The organism is Nitrosopumilaceae archaeon AB1(1), from assembly GCA_033471095.1.
Classification (GTDB): Archaea; Thermoproteota; Nitrososphaeria; order Nitrososphaerales; family Nitrosopumilaceae; genus Nitrosoabyssus; species Nitrosoabyssus spongiisocia.
Map to the genome: position 1 here is coordinate 1,281,231 of CP136752.1, position 20,521 is coordinate 1,301,751.

General features: G+C 34.0%; 19 protein-coding genes. 7 read left to right on the top strand and 12 right to left on the bottom strand.

What is annotated here, in order from left to right; all coding sequences use genetic code 11:
- Positions 1-7: 7 nt before the first annotated feature.
- From R1F52_07305 to R1F52_07325, 5 genes are all read right to left on the bottom strand, one after another.
- Positions 8-2,773, bottom strand: coding sequence for a CFI-box-CTERM domain-containing protein (locus tag R1F52_07305; GenBank protein ID WOV92899.1), 2,766 nt, complete (start codon positions 2,771-2,773; stop codon positions 8-10).
- A gap of 22 nt (positions 2,774-2,795) precedes the next feature.
- On the bottom strand, positions 2,796-4,370 hold the full coding sequence (locus R1F52_07310) for a DUF2341 domain-containing protein (GenBank protein ID WOV92900.1): 1,575 nt from the start codon (positions 4,368-4,370) through the stop codon (positions 2,796-2,798).
- A gap of 438 nt (positions 4,371-4,808) precedes the next feature.
- A complete protein-coding gene (locus R1F52_07315; protein WOV93891.1) occupies positions 4,809-8,819 on the bottom strand; it encodes a DUF2341 domain-containing protein in 4,011 nt (1,336 codons plus the stop codon).
- 1 nt (position 8,820) lies between these two features.
- Entirely contained in the window at positions 8,821-9,018 is a 198-nt protein-coding gene (locus tag R1F52_07320) for a hypothetical protein (protein ID WOV92901.1), read from the bottom strand.
- A 320-nt stretch (positions 9,019-9,338) separates the two neighbouring features.
- Positions 9,339-9,617 carry a hypothetical protein gene (locus tag R1F52_07325; protein ID WOV92902.1) on the bottom strand — a complete coding sequence of 93 codons (279 nt, stop codon included), beginning with the start codon at positions 9,615-9,617 and terminating at the stop codon, positions 9,339-9,341.
- 265 nt (positions 9,618-9,882) lie between these two features.
- Here R1F52_07325 and R1F52_07330 point away from each other — a divergent pair, with 265 nt between their 5' ends.
- From R1F52_07330 to R1F52_07340, 3 genes are all read left to right on the top strand, one after another.
- Positions 9,883-10,104, top strand: a complete 222-nt coding sequence (locus R1F52_07330) for a hypothetical protein (GenBank protein ID WOV92903.1) — start codon at positions 9,883-9,885, stop codon at positions 10,102-10,104.
- A gap of 257 nt (positions 10,105-10,361) precedes the next feature.
- Positions 10,362-10,499 carry a hypothetical protein gene (locus R1F52_07335; protein WOV92904.1) on the top strand — a complete coding sequence of 46 codons (138 nt, stop codon included), beginning with the start codon at positions 10,362-10,364 and terminating at the stop codon, positions 10,497-10,499.
- 27 nt (positions 10,500-10,526) lie between these two features.
- Complete coding sequence (locus tag R1F52_07340) at positions 10,527-10,706, top strand: hypothetical protein (GenBank protein ID WOV92905.1); 180 nt, start codon at positions 10,527-10,529, stop codon at positions 10,704-10,706.
- A gap of 353 nt (positions 10,707-11,059) precedes the next feature.
- Here the strand turns inward: R1F52_07340 and R1F52_07345 are convergent, their stop codons facing one another.
- On the bottom strand, positions 11,060-11,395 hold the full coding sequence (locus R1F52_07345; GenBank protein ID WOV92906.1) for a hypothetical protein: 336 nt from the start codon (positions 11,393-11,395) through the stop codon (positions 11,060-11,062).
- Between the two features lie 670 nt (positions 11,396-12,065).
- Between R1F52_07345 and erpA the strand changes: the two genes are divergently transcribed.
- Positions 12,066-12,416: an iron-sulfur cluster insertion protein ErpA gene (gene erpA / locus R1F52_07350; protein ID WOV92907.1), complete on the top strand. Its 351-nt coding sequence runs from the start codon at positions 12,066-12,068 to the stop codon at positions 12,414-12,416.
- Between the two features lie 395 nt (positions 12,417-12,811).
- On the opposite strand, the gene R1F52_07355 is transcribed toward erpA, so the two are convergent.
- Both R1F52_07355 and R1F52_07360 read right to left on the bottom strand, forming a co-directional pair.
- Positions 12,812-12,943, bottom strand: a complete 132-nt coding sequence (locus R1F52_07355) for a hypothetical protein (protein WOV92908.1) — start codon at positions 12,941-12,943, stop codon at positions 12,812-12,814.
- A gap of 33 nt (positions 12,944-12,976) precedes the next feature.
- Positions 12,977-14,917, bottom strand: coding sequence for an acetate--CoA ligase family protein (locus R1F52_07360; protein ID WOV92909.1), 1,941 nt, complete (start codon positions 14,915-14,917; stop codon positions 12,977-12,979).
- A 149-nt stretch (positions 14,918-15,066) separates the two neighbouring features.
- On the opposite strand from R1F52_07360, the gene R1F52_07365 reads away from it, so the two are divergent.
- Both R1F52_07365 and R1F52_07370 read left to right on the top strand, forming a co-directional pair.
- Positions 15,067-15,762, top strand: a complete 696-nt coding sequence (locus R1F52_07365; protein ID WOV92910.1) for a class I SAM-dependent methyltransferase — start codon at positions 15,067-15,069, stop codon at positions 15,760-15,762.
- Positions 15,759-16,910 (top strand): MFS transporter, encoded by a 1,152-nt coding sequence (locus tag R1F52_07370; protein ID WOV92911.1) that lies wholly within the window; start codon positions 15,759-15,761, stop codon positions 16,908-16,910. The genes R1F52_07365 and R1F52_07370 overlap by 4 nt, the downstream gene beginning before the upstream one ends.
- Here R1F52_07370 and R1F52_07375 read toward each other — a convergent pair.
- The 3 genes from R1F52_07375 to R1F52_07385 form a co-directional block, all read right to left on the bottom strand.
- A complete protein-coding gene (locus R1F52_07375; GenBank protein WOV92912.1) occupies positions 16,904-17,182 on the bottom strand; it encodes a hypothetical protein in 279 nt (92 codons plus the stop codon). The two genes, R1F52_07370 and R1F52_07375, sit on opposite strands and share 7 nt — an antisense overlap.
- 269 nt (positions 17,183-17,451) lie before the next feature.
- Complete coding sequence (locus tag R1F52_07380) at positions 17,452-18,450, bottom strand: DnaJ domain-containing protein (GenBank protein ID WOV92913.1); 999 nt, start codon at positions 18,448-18,450, stop codon at positions 17,452-17,454.
- 44 nt (positions 18,451-18,494) lie between these two features.
- Complete coding sequence (locus tag R1F52_07385; protein WOV92914.1) at positions 18,495-19,010, bottom strand: nicotinamide-nucleotide adenylyltransferase; 516 nt, start codon at positions 19,008-19,010, stop codon at positions 18,495-18,497.
- Between the two features lie 257 nt (positions 19,011-19,267).
- On the opposite strand from R1F52_07385, the gene R1F52_07390 reads away from it, so the two are divergent.
- Positions 19,268-20,023: a site-specific DNA-methyltransferase gene (locus tag R1F52_07390; GenBank protein WOV92915.1), complete on the top strand. Its 756-nt coding sequence runs from the start codon at positions 19,268-19,270 to the stop codon at positions 20,021-20,023.
- On the opposite strand, the gene R1F52_07395 is transcribed toward R1F52_07390, so the two are convergent.
- A complete protein-coding gene (locus tag R1F52_07395) occupies positions 20,020-20,343 on the bottom strand; it encodes a twin-arginine translocase TatA/TatE family subunit (protein ID WOV92916.1) in 324 nt (107 codons plus the stop codon). The two genes, R1F52_07390 and R1F52_07395, sit on opposite strands and share 4 nt — an antisense overlap.
- Positions 20,344-20,521 lie beyond the last annotated feature (178 nt).

The following is a 20,521-nucleotide window of genomic DNA, read 5'->3' on the forward strand; positions in this document are numbered from 1 at the left end:
AAGGAATTTAAGATACGAGTTTGACAGATTTAATTTTTTTATGTAGATAAACAAATGCCAATGTTGGTAGACCAACATAAATTAGCAAGTTGATAGCAATTACAAGTAATCCCAAAGCCAACACACTATTCTCCGAGTCATCTGCCATCGTCATTATAGAGACACTAGAGAGTAGAGGATACAGAATAGTCTGAATTATTTCACGCAGTAGAGGGTTTTCACGCTCAGCATCTGCAATTACAGGTGAAAAGGTGTAATAGATTTGGTTGAATGATGTTATGAAGGATATTCCAGGTAGACTAGTCATTAAAGTTGTATCACGTATCTCTCTGAGCATTTGTACTTGTTGTGAAAGCTCAGTTCCATATACTGCTGTTGCGATTAGACAACCACCTTCACCAGTAGTGGTAGTAGAGTTATCATTATTCATGGTTTTATCATCCTTTATGGTTTTATTGTCCATTATGGTTTTATCATCCTTTATGGTTTTATCATCCTTTATGGTTTTATCATCCTTTATGGTTTTATCATCCTTTATGGTTTTATCATCCTTTATGGTTTTATCATCCTTTATGGTTTTATCATCCTTTATGGTTTTATCATCCTTTATGGTACCGGTAGATGTAACAGGTAATGTAGAATCAAAAGTGATGGACCCTGTGGGTTGAGAAACATCTACTAATTTTTGTTCACTTGTAAAGAAAGTATTAGAGTATACACTAGCCTTTACAGATACAAAGCGTTCATCAGAAGACACTAGACCCAAATAGACAACTCTATCAGAGTAGGGCTGTGTTAGGGAGAGTTGAGTTGTAATTACTCCTAGTTTGGAACTACTAACAGTAACAAAAGCATCATCAGATGATGGGCTAGCAATAATTTCAACTAGTTTTTTATCATCAGTTACTTCCCAAGATATTTTGTGAATAATAGCCTCTGCAATTATTGGGGTTTGACCACCAGTGAATATACGACCTGCGCCGCCGCCTCCTCCTGAGCTACTGCCACCACCACTACTAGTAAATGGAATAGATGCAGGTACTTGAATACTAGTGGTACTAGTGGTACTGGTTGAAGATGTTAGAGCATAGGTGGATAGGTGTGTGGTGTAAATTGTTACATGAGTGTTGTCATCTACAAAACATTCGTTTGTGGTAGTAGTGGTTAAAAGAGTATTAATTTCTGTGATATTACTAGTACCACAGGATGATATCTGGGTTGGTGTAGAGCCAATAGTATTTACATAATATGCATTATAATTATTTCCACCTTGATTTTCAAATACAATAGACGCAACTGTATCACCTAGGTTGAGATCAATTGTTACATCTCCCAAAGTTATAGCTGTAATCGTTACATGACTAGTAGTAGTCTGACCTACAGTTGTAGAGGGTATAGTAATAGTAGCAGTACGTGGTGCAAGGAATTGCGAATCCCAAGTACCATCGTGAGTGATATTAGTACTAGTAGGTATCATGACTGTAATGTCATAAGTAGATACAAGTTTGGCACTTAATCCTGCAGTGATAGTAATAGTATTGCCAAAAGAAGCAGCGGTATAATTGATAATAACATTTTGATGTTCAGGTGTGAGAATTAATGGTGTGTCTATACGAAGAATGGTAGGAGACACCACCTGATCGCTTGATGTAACATTACTTTGGATGTTGAAAGACAGATTATCAAGATGTACAGTATTAACAAGAGATATTAAACTATTATTTGCAACATCCACAATTGCTCTAAGATCCACATTTTGAGCATACATACTAAAAGATTTAGCTATTAATTCAGATTCTGTGATATTAAAAGTAAAAACCAAAGTGGGATTATTTGTATAAGTAATATTAGAAGCGTTGAAACGTGCTCCTATTATACTCACTTGTGATGGATTAATTGTATTTATATTTTCACTAAATGTAACAGTTAGAGTATGTGCTATAGTGTCATATACTGGAGTACCAACAACTGTGGGTCGTATAGTATCACGAACAACTATGGTTCGATTCACTTGGATAGCATCTCCTGCCGAATTCGTAGAGTCAAAAGTGATGGTATAGTTGCCCAAGGTATCAGTGTCTACAGTGTCACCGCCAATGACTAATGCAGAGCCATCATTAGTAATGGCGCCTTGATCAGTATATGCATTGCCTTGCTCTACATAAACAGTAGCATTACCAATTAGTGTGATTAGTGGTCCAATAGAGGTATTGGTGGAAGATATTAGAGCATAGGTGGATAGGTGAGTGGTGTAAATTGTTACATGAGTATTGTCATCTACAAAACATTCGTTTGTGGAACTAGTAGTTAAATTCGTATTAATTTCAGTGATATTGCTAGTACCACAAGAGAAAATCGAGGTTGGTGCAGAGTTTGTAGAATTTGCATAATATGCACTATAATTATTTCCGCCTTGATTTTCAAATAAAAGAGATGCAACTTTGTTTAGGTTAAGATCAGTGGTTGTATCTCCCAAAGTTATAACTGTAATCGTTACATGACTAGTAGCAATTTGACCTACAGTTGTAGATGGTACAGTAATAGTAGCATTACGTGGTGCAAGGAATTGCGAATCCCAAGTACCATCATGAGTAATATTAGTACTAGTAGGTATCGTGACTGTAATGTCATTAGTAGATACAAGTTTGGCACTTAATCCTGCAGTGATATTAGTAGTATTGCCAAAAGAAGCAGCAGTATAATTGATAGTAACATTTTGATGTTCAGGTGTGAGAATTAATGGTGCGTTTATATGAAGAAGTGTAGGGGACACTACCTGATTGCTTGATGTAACGTTACTTTGGACGTTTAAGTTTTTTCCTACATTCAGCTAAAGCATTATTTGCAGTATCTAAAACAGAAGCTGTAGGGAAATGTACATTAGCTCCAGAACTTGGTTGTAGATTTGTATCAATCACATTTTCAGATATACTGTTATTAAAAGTAAAAACCAAAATAGGATTGTTTGTAGAATCAACATTAGTAGTAGTGAATGCTCCTGCAATTATACCCAATCGTGGTGAATTAGGTATGATTACATTTTCACTAAAGGTAACAGTTAGAGTATGTGCTAAAGTATCATATATCGGAGTACCAACGACTGTTGGGTTAGTAGTGTCACGAACAACTATAATTCTTTTTACTTGAAGGGCATTATTTCCTGCCGAATCAGCAGAGTCATACGTGATGGTATAGTTGCCCGAGGTATCAGTGTCTACAGTATCACCACCAATGACTATTGCAGAGCCATCATGAGCGGTGGCGCCTTGTTCAGTATATGCACTGCCTTGCTCTACGTAAATAATAGCACTACCATTTAGTGTGATGATCGGAGCGGTTCTAGGTACAACAGTAGCGCCAGATCTATCCTGCGCTCCAGATACATTAAAGAAAGTAGAAGGTGAGTTTTGATTTGCATACTCTGTTGCAATCCAGTCTGCAGAGCGAGCAGTAGATGATAGTCGGAATTCATCGAATTTGCCATCAAAGTAGGAATCAGCTCTCCAATTGGATTGTCCGATATAGTTTGATGTTCTAGTCACATTATTAGATGTATGCACAGCACCACTAGTAATTGAGGTACCATTTTTGTAGATAGTTGCTGTACCTGATGATTCATGTACAACTGTAAAGTATGCCCATTGACCTTCCTGTAGAATATCACTAGCTGTGACACCCCGAGATTCGTCAGTCTGTAGCACTTCATATCTTAAACTCTCGGTATTGCCAGGGGTAGCAATTAGAATATTGTCTTGTGCCTCACCATTGCCAAAATCAATGATTCTAGCCCCACTTTTAATGATATCAATATTTGCCCATATTGAGATGGTAAAGTCTGTATTGTTGAATAGACTACCTGCCAAGTCTGGAAGTTCAAGATAAACACCGTTGTTTCTGTCCACTCCATCAAAGTTTATTCCATTACCAATTTGTGCAGCTACTAAATCATTAAAGTCAAAGGCAGTAGGGCCTATATAATCTGGTGTTGCATGACAATCATTCCCTGATGAGTCTAGTATAGAGTGTGCACGAAAAGTGGATTGATCCATGTGATAAATTATTTCATAGTCTGAATCCCAAACATCAGGATATGCAATAGATGACGCTGTTGAGACATTATAATACATGTAGAGTGTGGTATCACTGGTATTGCTCAAAGTAGGTAGACGAACCCAAGCTACTAGGGTACCACCAAAAGCATCATTAGTAAATGATACAATTTCATACTCTAAGAGGGTAGTGCCATCAGTAGTAGTGAATCTTATATCTTGTCCAGCAGATTGAACATGTATAGAATTAAGATTTGTATCATTTATAGATATTAAAGCTGTGAAATTTTCATGATTTCCAATTACTTGGGATGAATCCATAGTAATCTGTAGTCTTGTGTTCCAAGAGGCACCTAGTATTTGTTGAACAACTACAGTTCTATTAACTTGGGTGGCATTATTTCCTGATGAATCAGCAGAGTGGTATGTGATGGTGTAATTGCCTGCAGTATTTGTATCTACAGTATCACCACGAATAACGATAGGAGAGCCATCATCAGTAGTGGCGTTTTGCTCAGAGTAGGATGAGTAAATTTCTACATAAACGACATTATTACCATTCAGTGTGATTACTGGGGGAGTATCATCTGGTGCATTAAAAATTATTACAGTTCTAACAACTTGGGTGGCATTATTGCCTGATGAATCAACAGAGTTGTATGTGATGGTGTAATTGCCTTCAGTATCTATATTTACAGTGTCACCACCAATTATTACTGGAGAGTTGTCATCAGTAGTGGCGTTTTGCTCAGAGTAGGATTAGCCAAGTTCTACATAAACAGTAGCATTACCAATTAGTGTGATTGCTGGGGGAGTAGTGTCACGAACAACTATAATTCTATTCACTTGGGTGGCATTATTTCCTGATGAATCAGCAGAGTGGTATGTGATGGTGTAATTTCCCACGAGAGATGAATTTACAGTGTCACCACCAATTATTACTAGAGAGCCATCATCAGTAGTGGCGTTTTGCTCAGAGTAGGATGAGCCAAGTTCTACATAAACAGTAGCATTACCATTCAGTGTGATTACTGGGGGAGTAGTATCTAGAACGTTATTATTCACAGGTTGATTCACAAAGTTTTCTAGTGTTATGTCTGTACTTTGAGTAGAGTTTATTCCACCACTAGTTTTAGTATATGAGATAGTGATGGTTTCATTTGCCAAGAGATTTCTGCTTAAATTCAGAGTAATTGAAGAGGAGTCTGATGTTATACTATCTATTGTAGCAGATGTTCCATTAAGAGCAAAGTCTGTAGTAGGAATAACCGAATAGATAATGTTTTCATTAAAAGTAATTATAATGTTATAACCTTGTGTGTTGGTAATAGCAGAAGTTATCGCTACACTTCTATCTTCAGGTGCAGAGAAAGTTAAGAAAGTAGAAGGAGAGTTTTGATTTGCATACTCTGTTGCAATCCAGTCTGCAGAGCGAGCAGTAGAGGATAGTCGGAATTCATCGAATTTGCCATCAAAGTAGGAATCAGTTCCCCAATTGGATCTTCCGATATAGTTTGATGCTCTATTCTCATCAAGAGATGTATGCACAGCACCACTAGTAATTGAGGCGCCATTTTTGTAGATAGTTGCTGTACCTGATGATTCATGTACAACTGTAAAGTATGCCCATTGACCTGTCTGCAAAATATCACTAGCTGTGACACCATCAGAGCTGGTACCCTGTCGCATATCATATCTCAAATGCGGGTTAGTGCGATGGGCAGCAATTAGAATATTGTTATCATCCTGACCCTTGCCAAAATCAACGATTCTAGCCCAATTTTTAAGGACATCAATATTTGCCCATACCGAGATGGTAAAGTTTGTATTGTAGAATAGACTAGCTGTCAAGTCTGGAAGTTCAAGATAAACACCGTTGGCGTGGTCTACTCCATCAAAGTTTATTCCATTACCAATTTGTGCAGATACTAAATCATTAGAGTCAAAGGGAGTAGAGCCTTCAAATAGTGGTGTTGCATGACGATTATTCCCTGATGAGTCTAGTGTAGATTGTGCACCAAAAGTGGATTGATCCATGTGATAAATTATTTCATAGTCTGAGTCCCAAACATTATCATGTATAATAGTTGTCGCTAATGAGACATTATAATACATGTAGAGTATGGTATCACTGGTACTGCTCAAAGTAGGTAGACGAACCCAAGCTACTAGAGTACCGATAGTAGCATTATTAGTAAATGACTCAATTTCATGCGGTAATATAGTAAATCCATCACTGCTAGTGAAAATAATATCAGCTCCGTTAGGTAGAACAGATGAATTGCTCAAAGCAGAATCAGAGATACTTACTAGAAGGGTAAAGTTTTGAAGAATTGTAGTTATTTGGTTACTGTTAATAGTAATTTTCTGTCTAGTATCCCACAAGGAAGGTAAATCAAAAAATGGAACATTATTAGTGATTGGTTGATTTATAAAGTTTGCAAGTGATAAATTATTTACGTTTGTAATATTACTAGTTGTTTGACTATATGATAGTGTTAATGATAATGCAGGTGGAATGTTAGAGTCTAGTGTTAGATTGATGGCAGTGTCATTATGTCTAGTTATACTAGTTGTGGCAATACCTGAAATACTCACTGCAAAGTCAGTTGGAGAAGTGGTATTGGTAAGAGTGATTTCTCTATCAAAGTTGACAGTAATGTTGTCACCTCGCTGGTTTGTATAGGCGTTAACAAAGATTGGGGGTGGCAGAACATTATTAGTGATTGGTTGATTTATAAAGTTTGCAAGTGATAAATCATTTACGTTTGTAATATCACTAGTTGTTTGATTATATGATAGTGTTAATGATGATGTGGATGAAATACTAGAGTCTAGTGTTAGATTGATGGCAGTGTCATTATGTCTAGTTATACTAGTTGTAGTAATACCTGAAATATTTACTGCAAAGTCAGTTGGAGAAGTGGTATTGGTAAGAGTGATTTCTCTATCAAAGTTGACAGTAATGTTGTCACCTCGCTGGTTTGTATAGGCGTTAACAAAGATTGGGGGTGGCAGAACATTATTAGTGATTGGTTGATTTATAAAGTTTGCAAGTGATAAATCATTTACGTTTGTAATATCACTAGTTGTTTGATTATATGATAGTGTTAATGATGATGTGGATGAAATACTAGAGTCTAGTGTTAGATTGATGGCAGTGTCATTATGTTTAGTTATACTAGTTGTAGTAATACCTGAAATATTTACTGCAAAGTCAGTTGGAGAAGTGGTATTGGTAAGAGTGATTTCTCTATCAAAGTTGACAGTAATGTTGTCACCTCGCTGGTTTGTATAGGCGTTAACAAAGATTGGGGGTGGCAGAACATTATTAGTGATTGGTTGATTTATAAAGTTTGCAAGTGATAAATTATTTACGTTTGTAATATTACTAGTTGTTTGACTATATGATAGTGTTAATGATAATGCAGGTGGAATGTTAGAGTCTAGTGTTAGATTGATGGCAGTGTCATTATGTTTAGTTATACTAGTTGTGGCAATACCTGAAATACTCACTGCAAAGTCAGTTGGAGAAGTGGTATTGGTAAGAGTGATTTCTCTATCAAAGTTGACAGTAATGTTGTCACCTCGCTGGTTTGTATAGGCGTTAACAAAGATTGGGGGTGGCAGAACATTATTAGTGATTGGTTGATTTATAAAGTTTGCAAGTGATAAATCATTTACGTTTGTAATATCACTAGTTGTTTGATTATATGATAGTGTTAATGATGATGTGGATGAAATACTAGAGTCTAGTGTTAGATTGATGGCAGTGTCATTATGTCTAGTTATACTAGTTGTAGTAATACCTGAAATATTTACTGCAAAGTCAGTTGGAGAAGTGGTATTGGTAAGAGTGATTTCTCTATCAAAGTTGACAGTAATGTTGTCACCTCGCTGGTTTGTATAGGCGTTAACAAAGATTGGGGGTGGCAGAACATTATTAGTGATTGGTTGATTTATAAAGTTTGCAAGTGATAAATCATTTACGTTTGTAATATTACTGGTTGTTTGATTATATGATAGTGTTAATGATGATGTGGATGAAATACTAGAGTCTAGTGTTAGATTGATTGCAGTGTCATTATGTTTAGTTATACTAGTTGTAGTAATACCTGAAATATTTACTGCAAAGTCAGTTGGAGAAGCGGTACTGATAAGAGTGACTACTTTATCAAAGTTGACAATTATGCTGTCACCTCGCTGGTTTGTATAGGCGTTAACAAAGATTGGAGGCGGTAGAACATTATTAGTGATTGGTTGATTTGTAAAGTTTGCAAGTGATAAAGTAGGGTGTAGACTAGTAGTGATATTTGTGCCTGTATCGTTGTATGATAAAAGTGGAGAGTCGTCAAGGGATAGGGTAGAGTTTAGTGAAAGAATTATAGAAGTTGCATTATTACTAGTTATACTAACTATAGAAGTGGATGAATTAATTATAGCAAAGTCGCTAAGGAATGTAGTACTACCTACTGCAATATTTTCAGAAAATACAACAGTGATATTGCTACCAGTTGTATCAGTATATGCGCTACTAAAACTAGGTGGACCTATGACATTGTTTTGTACAGGAGTAGGACCACTACGTTGAAAATTAACACTACCAAATTCAAATATACTTAGACTGCCAGGACGATTATAAGTTACTGAAAAATTAGCGGTGCTGTAAGATATGGGCGGAGATACATCTAGGTATGCAGTGGTGGATCCATCATTACCGAAAGCAGTTATGTTTAGAGAAATATTAGTAAAACTAAAAGATGACATCACATTAGACAAAGTAACTGAAAGAGGTAAATTGAGGATCAAGACCAATACTACCTGAAGTATAAATTAACCTAGTACCATCATTGTTAGTAGATATCGCTTGTCCAAAAGCAGAATCTAGTGGAAAGAGCAAAGTGGCAGAGAGAACGATAATAGCAGTTAAAGAGAGAATCATCACAGATGAATGATAGGAATTATGCAATATTTATTAAAAATAAATAATAACTTATAATTGTTTGTCTAGTGGTCAATAGACAGGGCTCTGTTGCAACTTTGGGTGTTATACACATAACTTCTTTTTTGAACTTTAATAAAATATTTATAATTTTTAAAAATTAACTGCACTTTTACCAAGTGCTGGTTTACGCAATTCATCTCGTTTACGCATCTTCTCTATTTTCTCAGATTTACGTATTCGTTTTATTTCTCCTTGTTTAGAATCATCCACATATAGACTATTCATCAGTTTTTTAAAATTTTTTCTACTTTGGCTTTAGTAGGAAATTCAGCCTCCATTTGACATCATATACTCTGACTAGGCAAACATCCAAAATTATTCTCATTCAGAATTTTAATTAAAAAACTATTCACTGTCGATTCAGGATATCTAATTCTAACCAAAGCGGTATAACCATTCTTGAAATTATCACCTATGATTTTTGTACCACCATACACAAAAGAGGCGACATTATTCTTTGATGGAATTATTCGAATATATATTAAATTGTTTGTAGTAGTTGAAAAATAATCTCTTGAATATATCACACCCTTTTTTTGTAGAAAGAAATAGTCGTTCTGCATACACTACTACTCCTTTGTATCTGAATTTCAATACTGTCTCCAAGTTAGAATTCACAGCCCCATACATCAAAGAATAGAATTCATGAATCATCATTTTCCTGTTTACTTTTTGTATTAGGTCTAGTTTCACTGTAATTTTCATATGTAAGTGGACCAATTCCATCTCCTCTCTTCTCTATTATGTTCCATTCGATTTACCCTCAAAGCCTGTTTTGATTTATGATGAAAGCGTTTTTGATTATATCTAGTAATTCACCTAAACATTATGCAAATAATCGAAAGTGTAAATATTAAATTATTCCAGGGAGGATATATTTCAAATATGAATAATGATGGAAGATGTGTAATAATTAATCATACTGATATTGTAAGCGGTACTGTGATTAATCATTTGCAAGTTTTTGAATCTTATACAGGTAAAGGACTTGTGTATGTGTGTGTAAAAATCACACAATTCGAAGAGCAGATTGCAAGTATATACAATTAGTCAAATGTATAATGATTACAAATAGAGGATATACGAATAATAATTTTAGAATAATGGAATAGACTAGACTGAATCTGCGTAAATACTGTAATTCAGGTAATATCAAAAAAGATGGTATGAGGAACAACAAACAAGGAAAAATACAATGATTCAAATGTTTAGATTGTAATAAACGCTTTACATCAAATTTTGAATTTGAGGGTAAACAATCTGATTCAAAAATAATTACAGGTGCATTACAAATGTACTATTCAGGTATGTCAGTTGGAGATATTTCAACACATTATGAGTTTGATACTGATGTGAATCATTCTACTATGAATCGCTGGATTGCCAAATACCCTGTAATGTTAACTAGATATCTAGATGAAATCATACCACGTGTTGGCAATTGAGTTCGTGCTGATAAAGTATGAATAAAGGTGTCAGGTACGCCAAAATATCTATTTGCATCTATGAATAATGACACTCGTTTTGGGTTAGCTAAAGACATGGTCGATACTAAATTTCAGCACAACGCAGATTATTTGTTGAAACTGACTAAATTGATTACTGGGAATAAAACACCCAAGTATTTTATCACAGATGGATTACCATCATAGGGTAAATCGTCAAGAAGAGTATTTGGCAGAGAAACACAATATGATTAAATATGATGGAGCGTCTAAATGGTGAGATTCGTGATCGTAGGAAAGTGTTTAGAGGATTGAAGAGAAGATAGTCTGATTATTAATGGTGTGACAGTGTATTACAATTATGCCAAAAAGTATAGTGGTATTGACAATAAGAGACCATCTAAGAGAGCAAAGATAATTGTCAAGGGTCATAACAAGTGGAATACTTTGATACAGAGTGCAAGTTTGCATGATTATGAAACTATGTAATATTCTCTATATCTTTACCACAATTTTTACAGTTTAGATTTGCAAAGGAACTAGGATCAAGCATGTCAGGTTCAAATATAGAATCGAATCTTACATACATCACACTCATACTTGAACTTAGATATGATTGGAATTCCATAATACTTCTTTTTAGGATCAACAGAATTACATTCTAATTTATTATCTTTTAATAGTAATTCTAGTGCAGTTAATATGAAAGGATGATTTTCAGATGTAACAGGTTTAAAACTTTTTTCAAAATGATCAGCAATATATTTTTCAATTTCAGCGAGATCACATCCATATCCACTAGTATCATTAAATAAATTTATGAATAATCTCATCAACGCTTCTTCATAATTCTTCATTTTCCAACAATATTCTTCAGAATGAGAATTATATCTCATACTCAAACTCCAATCATTTGTTGTGATGCCCATAGATGGAGGCATTTCTATTAAATATTGTTTACGATTAAATCCTAAAGATGCAACAGAACATATGACCAAATGTTTTAAACAATGATTCAACACGTTCAATCATTGACACCTAATGCTAAAGATTATCAAAGAAAATTAGATTTTGTATTGAAAATAGCAAGGCAGAACGGAATGTCACAAATAGAGATATACGCAAGAGACGTATAAAATCGCAGATGGGCATCTGAGCGAGTCCCCTAGTATGTCTAACTGTTGCAGTGTTATGAAAAGCAAAAAATATAATTCCAAGATTGTATCAGGACCGCCATCAGAACAAGGAAATACATTATTGATTCGTTACAATTTGTGAACACATTTGTGGCATAATTCACTGTTTTTATAATAACAATTATAATTCATTGATTTATGAGTAACACCTGATGTTGCAACAGAACCTAATTCAAATGTATATAGTAATCATATGGTATAATAATTATATAAAAATGAAATTCTCTGCATTGAATGAATTAGTGTGGTCTTTACACTACTCAAACGTGACACATTTGTATTAATTTAGGAATAAAATTATGAAATATGTCCATATTTTAATGAATAACAAGTACATTTTTATATAATCATTATACCATTAATAATTAGAATGACTACCGAACAAACACAAAAACTCATATCAATTACACCAAAAGCAGCAGAGAAAATTCAAGAATTTATGAAAGAAGACGATACACATCCAGAATATCTACGAATATACATTCAGGGTGGAGGATGCTCTGGAATGAGCTATGGTATGGGATTTGAAAAAGCAGTAGAAGAGGACGATCAGATAATTAAAGAGAGCGGCATCAAGGTTTTGGTAGATAGTACCAGTGTTGATCACCTGAAAGGGGCCAACGTTGATTATATCGAGAGTCTCATGGGATTTGGTTTTAAAATAAATAATCCAAATGTTACAAAATCTTGTTCTTGTGGCAGTTCTTTCTCTACAAAATAGATTTTCCACACAATATTTTTATTATTTAGTTTTTTTAATGTTATAGTTACTACTATAATTTCAAAAACAATAGAAATCATATATAAATAATTGTGATTAGTGTTAACTGAAATCCCCAACAATTTACTAGAGTAAATCAAAAAAAGTGACTATACCATCCAAGTGCAATCAAAGTACTAGACTAGAGTTACAAATTTAATAAAAAAACATTATCAATATCATCACACAATGAACATATTGAGTGGTATAGTATTTAGAATTTAGACATTCATCACAGGGGATATGATATTGATTAGTAATTATATCACGTGTGTAATTCTAGGGACAAAACGCTCTAGTTTTGTAAGGTATTACAGTTTGAGCAGATTAAGAAAAGAACATTAGAGAATTCAAGATTAGTGTTTATGAGAAGACAGGGCAGATGCTGCAGCTACCCAAGAAAGTATGTCATCGTATACAGGTAGATTAAAAGATTCAATCTGTGCAGATATTTTTTGTGTGTATGGACCACCTGTACCACCAATCAATATGGGTTTTTTACGTATTTTACCAAATTCAGACTAATATTTTACTATAATCTCTTCAAGAGGATCATCTTGGAATACAAACCAAGGCATAATAATATCGACATTAGGATCGTCCATGAACGCTTTAATTGTAAATCTATAGTCATCTGCGTTAGCCCCACCAGTCACGTCGACTGGGTTTCCTGTACCAATCACATAAGTTGATGGAAAGTGCTTGATCATTTTTTTACGTGTACTATTTGTAACTTTGGCCAAAGTTAAATTTAATCGCTCAAAATGATCAATTGCTCCAATCATAGGTCCTGCACCATTACTACACAAGGCAACACGGTTACCTTTGGATTTAGGTTGCCAAGCAAGAGCTTTTGTAACTGCCACAAGTTCATGATACCCATCAACAGATATCACACCTGCCTGTTTCAGAGCCCCCATAATAATAGAGTTAGAGCCTCCAAGAGAGCCAGTATGAGATGCAGCTTGTTTTGCCCCAACCAAAGATCGACCACTCTTCCAAATCACAATAGGTTTCTTTGTCTGCGAGATGATTTTCTTTGCAGTGTTTATAAATTTACGACCATCGCCGAATCCCTCAACATATAATGCGATTACTTTGGTTTGTGGATCACCGGCCAAGTACCATATCAAATCTGCCTCATCCACATCAAATCTATTACCATAGCTTACCATCTTTGATAATCCAAACGAATTGGCAGATTCTAAAAAGCTAATCCCCATGGTACCGCTTTGTGACAAAATTGCAACATTACCCAGTTTAGCTCTGACCATTCTCTTTTGACCTTGAAATGCACAGTCAAGACGATTAGCTGCATTAAACATACCAATGCAATTAGGCCCTATAATACGAATTTTATATTTGGCAGATAGTTGTTTAATTTCTTCTTCATATTTTGCTCGCTGTCCACCAAGTTCTTTACCACCGCCAGAGACGATAACCACATTATGAATATTTTTTTTAGCACAGTCAAGTAATACCGGTTTTGTAATAGATAGATCTACAGATATTACTACAAGATCAACCTTGCCTGGAATTGCGGCAATAGAGGGATAACATTTTAGCCCCATGATCTTTTTCTGTTTTGGGTTAACAGGATACACCTTACCCTTGTAATCATGTTTTGCAAGACTATCCAAGACAGAGTTGCCAATTTTCCCAATGGTATTTGATGCCCCCACCAAAGCAACAGATTTTGGAGTAAAAAATGTCTCTATAAATTTAGAGTTTGGAAGAGCTTTGGATATAGAGTTTTTTTGTATATTTTTATGAAGAATAATCTTTGCATCTACAACAGCGTATGATTTCGGATACACCATGATTGGGTTAAAATCAATGCTGTTAAAGTGAGAGGCATGATTAATACCTAATTTGCCAATCTTTACCAAAGCACGTGCAAGCATGTTTAGATCAATTGGTGTACTACCTCGAAATCCACGAAATAGTTGTTTTCCCTTTAATTCAGATATCATGGATTTTGCATCACTTGTTGTTATTGGTAGCATTCGAAATGACACATCTTTGAAAATTTCAGTCAGTACACCGCCAAGACCCACCATGATCACAGGACCGAACTGTGGATCATTTTGTAAACCCACAATCATCTCTACTCCTTTAGGTGTCATTCTCTCAAGCAGTATTCCTTTAAACTCAATCTTTTTCTTGGCTGAAAACTTTTTATTCATCTTTCTAAATTCTTTAATCACAGAATCAAGATTATCAAGACCTACCACTACACCACCAACATCTGTTTTGTGTAAAATTTGTGGTGAGACAACTTTCATCACTAGTGGGAATCCGATTTGTTTAGCAGCAGTGCGTGCCTGTTTTTCAGTCTTGACTAGTTGGAATTTAGGTACGTTAATTCCATATTGTTTTAATATAGATTTTGATTGTTCTTCAGTAATTATTTTATGACTAGTCTTGATGGAATCATCAAATATTTGTTTTGCAAGTACCAAGATAGTGGAATTTTAAGTATTCATATAATAAACTTTTGTAAAATCATATCAAGAAATAATAAGAAAATTATGAATTTCAAGACTAGAACATAGATAAAAAATGAAACAATACATCATTCAAATATATTCACAATGATGATGAATTAATTATGGAGCCGGGACTTGGAAATAAATGGAATGATATTATAAAAGTACTAGAGGATATCATACCGGTTTATGACAGAGTAAACTCTTTTATTTCATTTGGCAAGGATGAGGATTTAAGATACAAAGGAATATCCAAAGTGGTAAGAGAGAACAATACCATATTAGATGCAGGTTCTGGATTTGGAAATATGTCAAAAACTGTTAAAAAAATACTGGGTGAAAAGACACGTATCATAATGTATGATCCAATATTACAGATGCTCAAGGGTGCTGAATCTCATTTTGATACATCACCTGATTTATCATGTGGGATATTTGAATATTTACCATTTCAAAATGAGCAGTTTGATGTTGTCATGTGTGGATACTCTATTCGTGATGCACAGAGTCTCAAAGTAGCAATTTCAGAGATGCACAGGGTGCTGAAGAATAATGGGTGTTGGGTAATTGTAGATTTGGGCAAACCAGATAATCAAATCATTAGATGTGGTGTTGCAGTATATCTTCGTGCAATTTTGCCACTGGTAGCATGTATAATTGGTGGCAAATTGGGTTTAAAATTTGGTGCGTTATACGAGACATACAAACATTGGCCACAAAATAAAATATTAAAATCACTATTATTAGAAAAATTTTCACGTGTTGAATACAACACAAATGTACTTGGCGCAGCAATAATGGTTGCAGCATATAAATGAAAACGCTATTCATCGTTAATCTCACAGGATTAATCATAGGGATTTCATACGGACTGCAAGGTCCCATTATCCCAATATTTGCAAAAGATGTATTGGGAGCATCGTATGTAGATATTGGGTTTGTAGGTTTTGCAAATTTTGCACCTTACATGTTTATTCCAATTCTTGTCGGTATTCTACTTGACAGATTTAATAATTCAAGATTATTATCAATTGGGATTATTCTCAACACTCTATCTGTGTACATTTTAACATTAGCACAATCCATTCCAGATGTTATAATATCACGAATAATCGCAGGTGTGGCACATGCCTTTTTTTGGCCATCGTCTGAGGCCATCATATCTAATTCTAGTACACCAAGTTCACGGGTCAGTAATTTAGCTAAATTTTCAGGATTATTCATTACAGGATTTATGATCGGGCCATTTTTGGGAGGGATACTATTTGATAGATTTGATGCAACGTATACAACATTATTTCAAGTATCCATGTTTATTCTAGCATCTACGATATTATTTGGCATAAAACCAAACAAGAAAATTACGTATATGAGGCACAGACGCATATATTTTTCATTTAATGCCATTCGTAAATTGCTTAAATTCCCGGAAATCATCTCAATGTTATTTTTCTGCACCATATCATTTGGAACCATACTTGCAGTATATCCTGCATACCTACACGACAATGCATTTTCGCTAGTTGAGATTGAGGTTATGTTTTTTATCTTCGGTATGTCACGTGTGGCTACATTAATTTGTGCAAATTTCTTCAAAAAGAGAACAAAGATATCTTTACTTTTAATAATTTGTAGTATTACAATAGCCCTTGCAATGTCTTCAATACCAGGTGATTTTTGGTGGTTTATCAGTATCATGTTACTTTTTGGTTTTGGATTTAGCATATTCTTCCCTCTTAGTTTGGACATAATTCTCAACAAGATTGGTAAAAATGAATCAGGTGGGGCAATAGGGGCGTATGAGACAATATTTGGTATAGGCTGGACAATGGGACCATTTTTTGCAGGGTTTTTGTCAATGGGATTTTCAGAATCAACGCCATACATGTTGTACGCCATATTTGGCACAATAATAATAGCAATGATAATAATTAGAAGAGATAAATTAGTTTTCAAGTATCAATAGTGTTTACGTTTTCGTTTAGAATTCTTCGATTCTGAATTGTTTTGTGCCGAAACGGCATACACTGCAACATCATCGTGTTTTTTGGTATAATCAATCATAGGAATACAAGATGCAAAAGGAGAATCGACTTTGCCAATTATTTCATAAACCTTTAACATACGATTTCCATCAGAGTCACATAGAATAGTTCCCTCTGGCATAAACTCCTCCAACTGAACGATTACTCTGCTGCTTTTAGCCATGTGTAATGTTTTGCCAACTTTGTTCATCATGAATTTAGAATATTTTAGTATTATTTATTCAATTTGTTTACAAGTTCTGTAAAGTTGTGGTCGAATAGTTATTAAGAGAATAGTAGACATTATGAAAATAAAATTACCGTTAATTTCAAAAAATACGCCAAATTGAGAATTTATGGAAAATTACATAAACCATCATCCTACTCTAGTAATTTGTAAATTTTAAGTTAATAGAACCTGTTTGCTACATGTAATGTCATTTTAACTCATTCAAGTATTCAAAAGTGATATCATTACCACCATCAGCTTATAAATTTACGAACCTTTAGATCACGTAACCTAAATTTTTTCCCATTCTCTAATTTTAAAATAGCATCATCACTTATATCGAATCCTGACCCTTTATCATAAAATCTAATCATGCCATAATCTAATAGAGTAATTTCAACATCATGTGTTACCTTTGCACCATAAATCAAAATTTTCTTCCCTCTTATTCGAACATTATCAGATAAATTTTGTAATATAATCTCATCACCTTCTAAAATAACAGTTTCACATACATCTCCAGCTATAATTTTTCCGTTTGGGGCATACAACTGTGTAAAATGCTCACACAGTATAGTCACTCCAACTCGACCATTCGGATCCGGAAGAGATTCTTTTCTACCTGTAACATCCCCTACTTGGATATCTCCATTATTGGCAATTATAATAGAGCCAGACTCGACAGTATAGTTATTTGCAAGTGGGTTGTGTAGTATAAAATTTCCATTCTTTACAATGATTTTTGTTTTAAAATCAGCATATGGTAAAAAATATGGGCTAGTTATGCTACCTCTCATCAGTATAGTTCCATCATATTCAAAATTTCCTGCCCAATATTTACCACGAATGAATAACGTTTTATTTGCTTGAATCTCCATTTCAATCTCTCCAAGTTCACTAGAGCCGAACAATCGTTTGTCAACACATCCGTGCAAAATCAAGTCTTCAACCCATTTTTGTGCAACTTGGATATCTTTGGCAACATTACTTGCTAGAATCAAATTATGCCTTCTTTGTTCTTCCTCATCGAGATCATAAAATTTTGTATTGAGTGTATTTTGTGAGAAAGAGTTTGGATATTTTTTCCCAAGTTTGAGTTCTTCGTAGGCAGTCTTTATGATTAGAAATTTTTCATCATCACCGCCACGATCAGAGTGATGAAGTAGCACTTGTTCTCGAAATTTCTCTCGCACTATTTCATCAGTAGAGTCATACGGTACTCCCAATATATCATAATTACTACGACGAGTCAATAATTTAAAAATAAACATCTCATCTAAAAATTTTACTTGAAAAACTATACGATATCAAAATTATCATTAATTAATCGTATACGTTCTTGTGCATCAATTCTTTTCAAGACATCTTGTGTTCCTAGCGGAACTAGATTAACCCAATTACCCCTCTGTAATATCAAATTACGAATATTAGTACCAGACAGTTTAGGACGTGCAACCATATCAATTGTAATAACAGACATGTTTCGTGTAGTATAGATATTAGCAGTTGTAGAATCGTTGGTAAATAATACATCAAAGTTTGGAACTATTTCAGCAATACACGATACCCACTTTTCATGATTATTTACATCTGGAATCTCATAGAGTTTGATACGAGTCTTCTGTGACTCATTTAGAGATAGTGTAATCATCTGTGCTCGCTCTTTTGCAGTAAATGGATTACGAATTTGATTAGATTTATTGGAACTTCCAATACCAATGAAAAGTTGATTTACCTTTGTCAGAGCAAAATCAACTGCATTCATATGACCTAGATGAAATGGTTGAAACCGACCAATCAGAAAACCATCCATGATATTTCAAAGAACTAGATCGTTAAAAAAGATTTTAAAAATATACATCGGTCAGAATTCATTTAATCTAGTTGAGTTAATCTAAAATTATTAAATAATTAATATGTGAATTGAGTAATGTGAGAATTTGTTGTAAATACTACAATTATGCATGTTTTTATACAGAACTAAAAATTAATAAAGTTAGATTTAATATATTCTTCATAACTATGTCATCTATCTATTCAAAAAATAAATTTCAAAAGAGGGCGATGTAATTGGCCATACACAAATTTAATAAAATTTACAATATGGATTGTATTGCAGGAATGCAAAATATTCCTACAGGTAAAATTAATCTAATAATAACAGATCCGCCATTTGCAATAGATTTTAAGGCCAATCGAGCAAACTATAATAGAAAATCATCAAATGTGCTTGAAGGGTATAATGAAATCAAGGCAAAAGACTATCCCAAATTTACTAATAACTGGATGAAAGAGGCTTATCGTGTACTTGCCGATTCAGGCAGCATGTATGTTTTTTCAGGATGGAATAATCTCAAAGACATTCTTGTTGTAATCGATAATTTAGGATTTACCACAATTAATCATATAATATGGAAATATCAATTCGGAGTGGTAACCAAAAAGAGGTTTGTCTCATCACATTATCATTGTATCTATGTCTGTAAAAATCCAAAAAAACGTATCTTTTATCCATTTGTAAGATTTAGACAAGAACAAAAAGATGATCAAGGAAAGAGTCTTCATTATAAGGACAAGGAAGATGTTTGGTATATCAAACGAGAGTATTGGAGTAATCGTGAAAAGACACCGACCAAACTGCCACAAGAGATTGTAGAGAAAATTTTAGATTACTCTAGTAAAAAAGGAGATGTTGTATTGGATCCATTTTTAGGATCAGGTCAAGTCGCACGTATTGGAAAAATGAAAAAGAGAAAAATTATTGGGTATGAAATTGTGCCAGAGTATTATAAATTCGCAAAAAACGCATTAAATAAAATAGACTAGGTAAAAGTATTCATTTTTTCATCTATTGCTTTTTGTAGTGATATAGTGTCCATATCTGTTGAGTCAAGATTTATAGATTTTGCAATAATTTCTAATTTTTTCCGTTCATTATCTACTGGCAGGGTAGAATCAATTTTTAAATTAGTTGCCTGATCTAATCCATCTCTAATATCAGTACTCATTTTTGTATACTTTGTTTTGATCTTACCCAATTTTTTTGCTACTTCAGGAAGACGATTAGTTCCTAAAAGCAAAACTATAGTGACAAAAAAAATTATTATCCACTCACCATTCATGATATTCAACATTACATCTTGCATACATAATTAACAAATGTATTCAAAATTAAATATTTGCAAAAATAACGTCAAAGTCATCTAAAAAATATACAAGTTTATGAATATAACATCAATTTTACATGTGGAGAATTTAATTACTTTAGAAATATAAAAACGATATATTTGGTAGGAGCATATACACTAGATAAATACAACATCA